Raw genomic sequence first — 12,103 nt, 5'->3', positions numbered from 1 at the left:
AATGAAACTATATAAGATTTTTTTATACACATTTCTATCCTTGAGTATCTTTAGTTCTTGTGAAGGGGATTTAGATATAAAACTAGAGGATGACGATGATTTACTGGCTAGTGATGTATTTAACACCAGAGAAGATTACTTAAAAGCTTTGGGTGGTGTATATGCCAATTTATCTCTAGTTGGTCTTGATGCAAATTCCAGTGGAAGCCCAGATCAATCTAACTTAAAAGGTATAGACCCTGGTACAAGTCAATACATACGAGGTTTATTTAATATGCAAGATGTTTCTACGGATGAAGTAATTTGGAGTTATGAAAATGATCCTGGTATTCGCGAAATTCAAAGAAATTCATGGGATGCAAATAATGTAATTGTACTTGGTTTTTGGGCTAGAGCAACTTTTGAAATCTCATTAGCAAATGAATTTTTACGCCAAACTACAAGTGCTAAGCTAGATGAAAGGGGTGTTTCTAGTGATCTCAGAAATGAAATCAAAACCTTTAGAGCAGAAGCTAGAGTACTTAGAGCATTGGCATATTATCACCTCTTGGATTTATATGGTAGGGCTCCTTTTGCTACAGAAAATGATGCTGTAGGGTTTATAAGAGTTCAGGAAATCAAAGGACAACAATTATTTGATTATATAGAAAAAGAACTTCTTGCTGTTGATTCTGATCTTCTGGATGTAAACCCAGGTCAAAACTATGCCCGAGCAAATAAAGGTGTTGCCAAGATGATTCTAGCAAAAATATACCTGAATGCCGAAGTGTATCTGGGTAAAGGTAAAGGTCGTTATGCAGATTGTTTACAAGCATGCCAAGAGATTATTAATAGTGGATATTCATTAACCTCTAATTATCTATACAACTTTATTGCAGACAACGATAGCAATGGTGCGCAAACCGAAATCATTTTCCCCATTGTAAGTGATGGTGCAAACGTAAGGAATTTTGGGGGAGCTTCTATTATCATTCAAGGGCAACAAAACGCAGATGGATTCAAACCTACTCCTGCTTCTTTAGGTGTTGAAGGGTATACCACCTTATTTCGAGCAAGAAAACAATTCTCTGAGCTATTTGTTACTGACCCTATTTTTCAGAATGACAAAAGAAACACTTTGGTAACTCAGGATATAAGCTCTGATCCTACCAATACAGATGCACCAGTAGACAGGCCTATTGAAATAGGTAGCGATTTTACAGATTTTTCTAAAGGATATCTCGTAAACAAATATTCAAATATAACATCAGGTGGCCAGCCTGGTCAAAGTGTAAGTTTTGTTGATACTGATTTTCCTTTATTCAGACTAGCCGATGTATACTTAATGTATGCAGAAGCACACCTTAGAGGTGGCGGCGGTAATCCTGCAACAGCTTTAGAATATATCAATATCCTTAGAGGAAGAGCATTTGGAGATAACTCTGGAGATATACTAGAATCAGAACTTACATTAGATTTTATACTTGATGAAAGAGCTAGAGAACTATACTGGGAGGCTCATAGAAGACAAGATTTAATTAGGTATGATAAATATACTGGAGGAAACTACAACTGGAGGTACAAAGGTGGTGCTCCAAATGGTTCTGCTATTCCTGATCATTTTAAACTATTTCCAATTCCAGCATCTAGCAGAGCTGCCAACCCTAATCTAGGACAAAATACTGGATTCTAAAAACACTATTACAAATCTAATTTATACAGTCATGAAAAAAATATCAATCCTAATGTTTGTGTTTGCTACTATACTATGCTTTAATGCATGTATAGAAGATGAAGACCCTGCATTTGTTATTCAAGAAAATCAAACCGAAGGTCCATTGATTGTTACCGCCAACTCAACTGTTAATCTTATCAAAGAATTGGAGGATGAACAAGTTTTTACATTAGTTTGGGAAGATGCAACATATAATATCAATACACCTATTACCTATACTATTGAAGCAGGTCTGGGGGGCACAAATTTTGAAACTACATTAGAAAAACCTGTAATTGCAACCACTACCGATCGTTTTTATAAATGGACTATAAAAGAGCTTAATAATCTTGCTATAGGATTAGGGATAGAACCTGAAAAAGAAGGAGCTATTGAACTACGTATAATTTCATCTATTGGCTCCAATGGGGGTCAAGCTATACTTTCTAATAATGTAACCGCTTTAACTGTTACACCATACGCCTCAATTCTTGCTGTAAAAAATCTATTTTTTGTAGGTAATACTGTTGATACAAATAAAGATGGTGTGGCGAACAATGATGACTGGAATAATGGTGAAGCTATGTCTGCAAAAAACACGTATCTTTTTAGAGATCCTGATAATGAAAATATATTCCATTTTAAAGGATTTTTTGGATTTACGCCTGCTGCAGGATCAGACGCTGCACTCAATGAATTTAAAGTATTAGAGCAACAAGGAGCTTGGCAACCACAATGGGGAACGAATGATGGAGTCACTTTATCCGTAAACCCTGGTGATACAAGCGACCCTTCACCATTTACAACTACAGCTGCTGGTTATTATGACTTTATTATGAACCTAGATGATATGAGTTTCTCTCTAACTCCTATTGATATTACAGGGGCTACAGAATATACAACAATAGGATACATTGGCTCTTCAAGAACTGGAAATGACGATGGATGGGGCGGTGATGATACCGATATGATACAATCTCCTTTCAACCCTCATATATGGTACATAGAAGGACAATCATTATTTGATGGAGTATTAAAATTCAGGCATAGTAATGACTGGCCAGGTAACTGGGGTGGTACTACCGAGTTTACTGGTATTGGTATAACTGATGGTGACCCTCCTGGTATACCAGTTACTCAAGGCACATATGACATTTGGTTTAATGATTTAGACGGGCGCTATTTACTAGTTCCTGTAGAATAACTTATTACATCAAAAAAGGTCAAAATGAAAAAAACAATTAATAGAATATCCAAAACCACCCTCCTTCTAGGAGGAATGGTTCTTGGATTCACAGGGTGTTCTGAGGATGATAACAATGCAAACAATAGTGAAGCTATTGTGACAAGTCGATCATTAAAAATGGATCTAACTCAATATAAAAGAGAAGATGCTGGTGTATTTATGCAAGCATTCTATTGGGATGTTGAACCAAAAGGAGGCTGGTATGATGAAATAAGTACCAGAATAGAAGACTATAAAGCGTCAGGAATTAATAGAATATGGTTGCCTGCTCCTGGCAAAGGAGCATCAGGAGGCTATTCTATGGGGTATGATCCTTCTGATTATTTTGATGTTGGTGAGTTTGATCAACATGGTACTGTAGAGACTCGTTTTGGGTCAAGAGAAGAATTAGAAAACTTGATCCAAAAAGCACATGCTAATGATATCGAGGTTATTGCTGATATTGTAATGGGCCATAATTCTGGAGGAGGATTGCAAGAGAACCCTTACCGAGGTGGTACCGAAGTATACACCTTATTTGATGAACAAAATGGTAATGCTTCAGGAAAATTTAATCGCTCTTATGAACATTTTCATCCTAATGACATTCTAGAATTTGATGAAGACAACCTATTTTATCCAGAAACGGATCTATCCCACCATAAACAATATGTCCAAGATTGGTTGTGGGAAAAAGATTACTCTGTAGCTGCATTTTACAAAAATGAATTGGGATTTGATGGTTGGCGTTTTGATTATGTTAAAAGCTTTGCTCCAAAATGGGTTAAAGCCTGGAATGATAAAATTGGAGGGTTTTCTGTTGGAGAAAACTTTGATGGTAATACTCAGGTTTTAAAAGATTGGGTAGATGCATCAGGTTCTCCTGCATTTGATTTTGCCTGTTTTTACAGGTTAGATGAAACTCTTGACAGGGCAAAAGATCTTACCGCTCTTGGTGAAGCCGATAATATGTTACGTAAAATAGCCCCAAAAATGGCTGTTACTTTTACGGCTAATCATGATACTGAAAAAGATGAAAATCCTGATAATAGGATCAGTTATGGAAATAAGCTACTTGCATATTCTTATATTTTAACTCATGATGGATACCCTACTATTTTTTATCTTGATTATGAAGCTTTCAAAAAACAGCTCAAAACACTTATCGAAATTTATAATACACTAGCCATTGGCGATCTAGAAATTATTGAGGCCAATAAAGATGAATATATCATGAAAAGAAATGGAAAAGGTGATAACCCTGGACTAATTCTCTATATGAACATAAGTAAACAAACCAAGCAACGTACTGTCAAAACAAACTGGAAAAACAAGACTTTGGTAGATTATACCGATAATTCTAGAGCAACTCCTTCTACAGATGCAGAAGGTAACACTAGTATACAAGCTCCCGCTGGGAGTTACTCTATCTGGTCTATCGCCAAAGAATAACTGATTTTGTCCCGAAAGTACCCCTAATTTTATTATCAAAGAGTGCCAGTTGGCACTCTTTTTTTATAGAAGTGATTTAAACTTGTAGAAACAGTACTAATTATTATTTTAAACAAATACCTATCTTTAGTATTATAAAAAAGAATTACTTTACTTTGTAAGAAGATAGTATCACACACAATCAGTCTAATTTAAAAAAGTTGAATGCCAAAATTTCCATTTTACAAACAAGCAGAATCCAAAGATTGTGGACCTACTTGTATTAAAATTATTGCTAAACATTATGGAAAAGTCCTCAATACTCAAAAACTTAGAGCATTAAGTGAAACCACAAGAGAAGGAAGTTCGCTTTTGGGTTTGAGTGATGCCGTAGAACAAATAGGTTTTAGATCTCTTGGAGTGAAACTTTCTTTATCAAAATTAGACGAAGTCCCTCTCCCCTGTATTATACATTGGAACAAAGTACACTATATTGTTTTGTATAAAATTAAAGTTACCCGCAAAGGTACAATGACTTTATATGTTTCTGATCCTGCTCATGGATTGATTACATATACCAAAGAGGAATTTATAAAAGCTTGGATAGGTAATAATGCTGATGAAAATACAGAAGAAGGCGTAGCATTGTTGTTAGAACCTACTCCAAAATTTTATAATGACAATCTAGATGATGAGGATGAAAAATTTGGCTTCAAATTTATCTCTAAATATGTATTCAAATACAAAGCTTTTATTTTTCAATTGATATTAGGCCTTTGTGCAGGAAGTTTATTACAGCTTATCACTCCTTTTTTAACTCAAAGTATCGTTGATGTTGGTATCAAAAACCAAGACCTCAATTTTGTATATCTTGTTTTGATTGCCATGTTATCTCTTTTTATAGGACGAACACTTATTGATGTATTACGTAGTTGGATTCTTCTTCATCTCAGTACTCGTATCAATATTTCATTGATATCTGATTTTTTTATAAAATTAATGAACTTGCCTATCTCCTACTTTGATGTAAAAATGACAGGAGACCTTTTACAAAGAATTAATGATCATAAGCGTATAGAGCAAATACTAACCATGTCTTCACTCAACGTTTTATTTTCGATGGTTAACCTTATTATATTCAGTATTGTATTAATTTATTATAGCCTTACTATTTTTGGAATCTTTGCAATAGGAAGTTTTTTTTACTTTACCTGGATACTCATTTTCTTCAAAAAACGAAAAAAGCTAGATTACAAACGCTTTTCACAAATAAGTGAAGAGCAAAGTAAAGTAATTGAGTTGGTTAATGGAATGCAAGAGATAAAACTACACAATGCCGAAAAAAGAAAACGTTGGAATTGGGAATTTGTACAAGCTAAATTATTCAGAATATCTATAGAAAATCTGGCATTAGAACAATATCAAAATGTAGGATCATCTTTTATCAATGAATTAAAAAATATTTTGATTACCGTTTTTTCTGCAAAACTGGTTATAGATGGTGAAATTACATTAGGTATGATGCTGGCTATTACAGCCATCGTTGGACAATTAAATGCTCCTATTTCTCAATTGATAAACTTTTTAAGAGAGTTACAAGATGCACAAATCTCATTAGAACGATTAGGGGAAATACACAACAAAGAAGACGAAGAACAAATTGGAGATGAAAAAATTAAGGTAATCCCTGATGACTCAGGTTTTGAAATCAAAAATCTTAGTTTTAGATATGTAGGAACTGATAAACCTGTATTAGAAGATTTAAATCTTTCTATTCCTGAAAAGAAAATTACCGCCATTGTAGGAGTAAGTGGAAGTGGAAAAACTACGTTGATGAAACTACTTCTTAAATTTTATGATCCAGAAGATGGTCAAATTTTTATAGGCTCACATGACCTTCGTAATGTTTCACAAAAATCATGGAGAGATCACTTTGGGGTTGTTATGCAAGAAGGATATATCTTCAATGATACTATTGCAAATAATATTGCGGTAGGAGAAGATTATGTAGATAAGAAAAAACTAGCACATGCAGTAGATGTTGCAAATATCAAAGAGTTTATAGAATCTCTCCCCCTTTCTTATAATACCAAAATAGGAATGGAAGGTATAGGTCTTAGTACAGGACAAAAACAACGACTGTTTATTGCTAGATCTGTATATAAAAACCCTAAATACTTATTTTTTGATGAAGCAACTTCTGCATTAGATGCCAATAATGAAAAGGTAATTATGGAAAAACTAGATACCTTTTTCAAAAATAAAACTGTAATGGTAATTGCACACCGACTGAGTACTGTAAAAAATGCACACCAAATAGTTGTCCTAGATAAAGGAAAAATTGCAGAGGTAGGAAATCATGAATCATTAATAAAAAAGAGAGGTAATTATTACAACCTAGTGAAAAATCAATTGGAATTAGGAAAATAAAAATTGAGAACAAAAAGAATATATATAATATGCCAGATACTTTAGATGACATACAATTACGGAGTGAAGAAGTGCAGGAAATTCTTACCAAAGTTCCTCATTGGATGATACGATGGGGAAACCTTTTGGTATTACTATTAGTTTTACTGTTACTATTTCTCTCTTGGTTGGTAAAATATCCAGATGTAATCCCAGCAGAGGCCATTATTACAACTAGAATACCTCCACAAAAAGAGTATGCCAAAGTAAGTGGTAAAATTGAATCCATATTAGTAGAAGACAGTCAGATTGTGCCCAAAGACACACCTCTGGCAATATTACAAAGCAGTGCCAATTATAAAGATGTATTTCTACTTAAATCAATTGTAGATACTATCAAAGTGAGTAACAAATCATTTGCATTTCCTCTAGATGATTTACCTGTTTTATTTTTAGGAGATATTGAAACAAGCTTTGCTTTATTTGAAAATAGTTATTCAGAATATATTTTAAATAAGGAGTTGCAACCTTTCTCTAATGAAGCTATAGCTAATCAAATTTCATTATCAGAACTCTATAGAAGACTAGAAAGTCTAAAAGCACAAAAAAGATTAGGCAAAGCTGAGTTAGAGTTTAAAAGAAAAGAACTGCAACGTCAAAAAAACTTGTTTGAAAAAGGAGTAATATCTACGCAGGAATATGAAGGAAAAGAATTAGATTACCTGCAAGCTAAGCGTAATTATGAGAATAATGATGTGCAACTCTCACAAATCAATGAGAGTATTAGTAATGCAAACAGAACATCAAAAGGTACCGAAATAAACAAAAGAAAGGAAGAAATTAACTTGTTTAAAAAAGTATTACAATCCTTTGGACAGTTAAAAAAAAGTATCAAAGATTGGGAACTGCAATACGTTCTCGCATCTGATATCGAAGGACGTGTTTCTTTTCTTAATTTTTGGACAGAAAATCAAACAGTATCTTCTGGAGATCTTGTGTTTATTGTAATTCCTTCTGAGTATTCTTCATATCTAGCAAAAATCAAAGCACCTTCTCAAAACTCTGGAAAAATAAAAATTGGTCAAACCGCTAATATCAGGCTAGAAAATTTTCCTGATAATGAATTTGGTACAATCAAAGGTAAAGTAAAACATATTTCTCTTTTACCAGATAAAAATGGGCTGTATCTGATTGATGTTGAATTACCAGAGAAACTAATTACAACATATAATAAGGAGATACCTTTTAAACAAGAAATGAGAGGTATCGTAGAAATCATCACAGAAGATCTTCGTCTTATTGAGCGTTTTTTCTATCAATTTAGAACTTTAATGGATAAATAGTCTCGTACCCCACTCACATCACCAAATGAAAATAAACACCTGAAATTCATAACCCTATATAAAAGTCTATTTATATACAGCAGTATTTTTGTGTTATTTTTTTAAATTATTAACAAATAAGTTTTTTTATTTAATGAATTCTATGTTACATTTGCGAGAATTTATTATTTTTAATGAATCTAAATTAAGATAATACAGTGCTAGATTCAATTTTATAATATAAAATAACTCCAGAGAGAAATTTTCTGGATTATAGTTTCAGTTTATAAGTGCATATTATGATAACATTACTTATTTTTTTAATTTTCTCAGGTTCTTTTTTCTTGTATAACACATCAAAAGTAGCAATACTTTCTCCGCATTTTCAGATCGAGAAATGGATGCAACAACATAATAAAACTAGTAATAGCATTGGTCTTTTTTTATTAGTATTCTGTTTAGCAAGTACAATATTTCTTTTTGGGTTAGGAGTTGGCATTTTTATTTGGACTCTTTTATTAATGATTATACAAGGAACCTTAATCATACTAAGCCCTATTAAGGCTTTTAATTATAAACACGGGATAGCTTTACTATTATTAATATTGGTTTTGGAGTTACTATTTATATAGTTATGCCAGCAAATCCCAAATATTTATCTCAAAACTTCTGGCAACGGTTTGCCAAAATATCTGCAGGAATTTTGGGTGGTTATCTCATAGCTGCTTTTATACATATTGCTCTGGCATTTTGGAGTGATTATAAAACAGTTTTAATCACCTCAATATACAGTATGTATATTTTATGGGTAACATTTATGATTATTCCTTTTTTGTTTAAAAATGGATGGAAAATTTGGGCATTATATAGTATCCTTATTACAATTCTTGGGGTTTTAATACACTTCGGAAAACAAACCCACTCTCTAGTATAGTAACATGAGTAAAAGGCTCTATAATATTTTTTTTCATACCCATACTGTTAGTGGAATTGTAATTAGCGTTGCATTATATGTCATTTTCCTCTGCGGAGCATTTGCTTTGTTCAAAGATGAAATTGAGGTATGGGAAAGAGGTGTTCCTATCAATAGAGAAAAAATCACAAATTTAGATTATGATCAACTAATTTCACTATTAAAAGAAAAAGAACACGGCCTATTTACCAGAGACATTCATATAACTCTACCACAAGCAAGCCAGCTTGCATCTATAAGAATAACTGCATCAAAAGATACTCTTGCTCCTAAAGAAGCAAAAAAAAGACGTTTTATGTATCTAGATACAGATACATTTGAAATCTCAAGTTATTATCAAAAATACTCATTAGGTAACTTTCTATATCGTTTACATTTTTTTAGTCAAATACCACGCATAGGACTATATTTATCTGGATCTGTTGCTTTCTTTTTCTTATTTGCAATTATAACAGGGGTTATTGTTCATTGGAAAAAAATGATCTCTAACTTCTATCTTTTTCGCCCAAAATCAAAGTTAAAAACAATTTGGAGTGATGCACATACTGTATTAGGAATGATTGGATTACCTTTTCAATTCATGTATGCAGTAACAAGTTGTTTTCTTGGACTTTCTGTTTTTGTTTTACTTCCTGCTAATTATATATACAATAACAATAAACAAAAATTAGCAGAAGACCTACGCCCAAAAGCAAAGACATACCCTTTAGAACAAAAATCAGATAGCACATATATCGTTAATCCTATTATAAAGGAGGTGACTGCAACATGGGATGATTTTGCTCCAACAGAAGTATATATAAAAAATTATGGAGCCACCAATATGATCGTGCAAGTTGAAGGCTTACTTAATCCCAAAAATAAACTTCTTGGTAGCGGTCGAGTCACATATAACGTACCTAAGCAACAAGTTACTTCCACAAAAAACCCATACCAAAATGATTATCACCAAGATGTCGAATTTGTGATAAGACATCTTCATTTTGGTGATTATGGCGGTATGCCTTTAAAAATTATTTATGCTATTCTAGCACTTATCACTTGTTTTGTAATTATTACTGGGGTACTTATTTGGATAGAAAGTAGAAACAAAAAAAATAGTACTACCAAACAACAATTATACACAATTAATGTAGGACATATCTATATGGCTATTTGTCTAAGCCTGTTTCCTGTAATTGCTTTCTCATTCGTTTTAGCTAGACTACTCCCCCCCGATCTAGGTGAACGAAGACTTAACGTATACTACACTGTTTTTTTTAGCCTTTGGGCAATTGTATTCTTGTTTTTCAGGTATAAAAGAGATAATTTTTTTACCAATAAATTCTCTTTCTTGATTGGAGGTGTTATTGGTCTCATAATTCCTATTGTAAATGGTGTTTCCTCTGGAAACTGGATATGGAAAGCATATCTAAATAAAGAATATGAAATTCTAATCGTAGATCTTTTCTGGATATTGTTATCAATGGCTTCTTTATTTATCGTTGCAAAATCAAAACGAAAACGGCCAAAAAACAAGTATTACGAACTTAAAAAAATCAGAAAGCATGAGCTTTCTCAAGAAAGAGAAAGTAGACGTCAAAAAAAGCTTAAGTACAACTAGCATTCCTTATCCTTTTTCTTATTTTTTGATCTATTCCTTAAATACACAAATGATACAACCATAATTCATACATCCTGTAAAACAAGTCGTATTTCTATCAAAACATGTGTTTTGTAGAAAAAAGTTTACATCGTTGATTTTTTTTAATTACTTCTAAGATAATTAAAGGGAATTATATTTTATGAAGTAATCTACCACATTCGATTAACTGGTAATCGAATCGGTTTTTGGTTAATTTCATATTGATCCAGATTGATTTTCAATATAGATCTATCTTCTGAACCACTAAACAAAAAAACGATGAAAAAAGTATTTACTATTATTCTTACAACGCTTTTATTGATTGCCTGTAAAAAAGAGGAAAAAAAATCACCAGAAGTTACTTATAAAACACCTCTTTATGCATGGGCACAATTACCAAAAGGTGCAACAGACCAAGAATTAAAAACTGAATTTCAGGAGTTAAAGAACAAAGGAGTTGATGGCTTAATGTATTCTGCTGGACATGATCCTGCTATCTATAAAAGAGTAGGAAAAATCGTAAAAGAAGTAGGTATGGAATTTCACACCTGGATACCTACTATGGTGCAAAATAACAACCCAAAACTAAAACCAGAATGGTATGCTGTAAATAGAAATGGAGAATCTGCATTTGACAAACCCGCCTATGTATCACATTATCAATTCTTATGTCCTAGCAGGCCAGAAGTATACAATTTTCTAGAAAATCTATACGGTAGTATTGCAGATATAAAAGAGGTTGATGGTATTCATTTGGATTACATTCGTTTTCCTGATGTAATTTTGGCAGAAGGATTATGGGAGAAATATGATTTGGTTATGGATAAAGAATACCCTCAATTTGATTATTGCTATTGTGATAAATGCGTTAATGATTTCAAATCGCAATCGGGTATAGATATAAAAAATGTAAAAGACCCATCTCTAGTTTTAGAGTGGAAACAATTTCGATATGATTTAATTACCAAAATCGTAAATAAGTTAGCCGATGTAGTACATAGTAAAGATAAAGTGATTAATGCTGCTGTTTTTCCAGGACCTAATTCAATTGCAAAAAAACTTGTTAGACAAGAATGGGACAAATGGAACCTAGATGCTGTTTACCCTATGAATTATAACGATTTTTATTTAGGTGATACCAAATGGATCGGAGAACTTACCAAAGAAGAAGTAACTGCCGTTGCTCATAAAAAACCAATCTATAGTGGATTATTTATTTGTCCAAAACCTAACAATAAATCCAATGAAGATGATCCTGAAAATCATGGATTGTTACCTAATGAATTAGAAGCAGCTATTAGTGAATCTATGATAAACGGAGCTACTGGTATTTGCTTGTTTACTCCAAATAGAATGACAGACGCTCATTGGGATGCTTTGCAAAAAGCTATCTATACAGATTATACTCAAAAAAAATAACCACTCC

Annotated in this window: 9 protein-coding genes; all 9 read left to right on the top strand. The window is 32.7% G+C overall.

Annotated elements, in window-relative coordinates; translation table 11 throughout:
- The first annotated feature begins 1 nt into the window (after nucleotide 1).
- Nucleotides 2–1,672, top strand: a complete 1,671-nt coding sequence (locus DG508_RS12595; RefSeq protein ID WP_108868480.1) for a RagB/SusD family nutrient uptake outer membrane protein — start codon at nucleotides 2–4, stop codon at nucleotides 1,670–1,672.
- Between the two features lie 31 nt (nucleotides 1,673–1,703).
- Nucleotides 1,704–2,897, top strand: coding sequence for a SusE domain-containing protein (locus DG508_RS12590; RefSeq protein WP_108868479.1), 1,194 nt, complete (start codon nucleotides 1,704–1,706; stop codon nucleotides 2,895–2,897).
- Between the two features lie 24 nt (nucleotides 2,898–2,921).
- The gene (locus DG508_RS12585; RefSeq protein ID WP_108868478.1) at nucleotides 2,922–4,370 is read left to right on the top strand and encodes an alpha-amylase; all 1,449 of its coding nucleotides are present in this window, start codon (nucleotides 2,922–2,924) and stop codon (nucleotides 4,368–4,370) included.
- Between the two features lie 204 nt (nucleotides 4,371–4,574).
- A complete protein-coding gene (locus DG508_RS12580) occupies nucleotides 4,575–6,779 on the top strand; it encodes a peptidase domain-containing ABC transporter (protein WP_108868477.1) in 2,205 nt (734 codons plus the stop codon).
- Between the two features lie 29 nt (nucleotides 6,780–6,808).
- Nucleotides 6,809–8,101, top strand: coding sequence for an HlyD family secretion protein (locus DG508_RS12575; protein WP_108868476.1), 1,293 nt, complete (start codon nucleotides 6,809–6,811; stop codon nucleotides 8,099–8,101).
- Between the two features lie 278 nt (nucleotides 8,102–8,379).
- Nucleotides 8,380–8,712: a hypothetical protein gene (locus tag DG508_RS12570; RefSeq protein WP_108868475.1), complete on the top strand. Its 333-nt coding sequence runs from the start codon at nucleotides 8,380–8,382 to the stop codon at nucleotides 8,710–8,712.
- Between the two features lie 2 nt (nucleotides 8,713–8,714).
- A complete protein-coding gene (locus DG508_RS12565) occupies nucleotides 8,715–9,014 on the top strand; it encodes a hypothetical protein (protein ID WP_108868474.1) in 300 nt (99 codons plus the stop codon).
- A gap of 4 nt (nucleotides 9,015–9,018) precedes the next feature.
- Nucleotides 9,019–10,656 (top strand): PepSY-associated TM helix domain-containing protein, encoded by a 1,638-nt coding sequence (locus DG508_RS12560; RefSeq protein ID WP_108868473.1) that lies wholly within the window; start codon nucleotides 9,019–9,021, stop codon nucleotides 10,654–10,656.
- Between the two features lie 300 nt (nucleotides 10,657–10,956).
- On the top strand, nucleotides 10,957–12,096 hold the full coding sequence (locus tag DG508_RS12555; RefSeq protein ID WP_108868589.1) for a glycoside hydrolase family protein: 1,140 nt from the start codon (nucleotides 10,957–10,959) through the stop codon (nucleotides 12,094–12,096).
- The last annotated feature ends 7 nt before the right edge of the window (nucleotides 12,097–12,103 follow it).

The sequence above is a fragment of the Aquimarina aquimarini genome, from assembly GCF_900299535.1.
Classification (GTDB): Bacteria; Bacteroidota; Bacteroidia; order Flavobacteriales; family Flavobacteriaceae; genus Aquimarina; species Aquimarina aquimarini.
Note: the sequence above shows the minus strand (reverse complement) of the source record. Positions and strands in the feature narration are given on the sequence as shown.

Bases quoted from the DNA above. Each gene is read 5' to 3' on its own strand.
- DG508_RS12595 (WP_108868480.1), top strand. From the start codon at position 2: ATGAAACTATATAAGATTTTTTTATACACATTTCTATCCTTGAGTATC.
- DG508_RS12590 (WP_108868479.1), top strand. From the start codon at position 1,704: ATGAAAAAAATATCAATCCTAATGTTTGTGTTTGCTACTATACTATGC.
- DG508_RS12585 (WP_108868478.1), top strand. From the start codon at position 2,922: ATGAAAAAAACAATTAATAGAATATCCAAAACCACCCTCCTTCTAGGA.
- DG508_RS12580 (WP_108868477.1), top strand. From the start codon at position 4,575: ATGCCAAAATTTCCATTTTACAAACAAGCAGAATCCAAAGATTGTGGA.
- DG508_RS12575 (WP_108868476.1), top strand. From the start codon at position 6,809: ATGCCAGATACTTTAGATGACATACAATTACGGAGTGAAGAAGTGCAG.
- DG508_RS12570 (WP_108868475.1), top strand. From the start codon at position 8,380: ATGATAACATTACTTATTTTTTTAATTTTCTCAGGTTCTTTTTTCTTG.
- DG508_RS12565 (WP_108868474.1), top strand. From the start codon at position 8,715: ATGCCAGCAAATCCCAAATATTTATCTCAAAACTTCTGGCAACGGTTT.
- DG508_RS12560 (WP_108868473.1), top strand. From the start codon at position 9,019: ATGAGTAAAAGGCTCTATAATATTTTTTTTCATACCCATACTGTTAGT.
- DG508_RS12555 (WP_108868589.1), top strand. From the start codon at position 10,957: ATGAAAAAAGTATTTACTATTATTCTTACAACGCTTTTATTGATTGCC.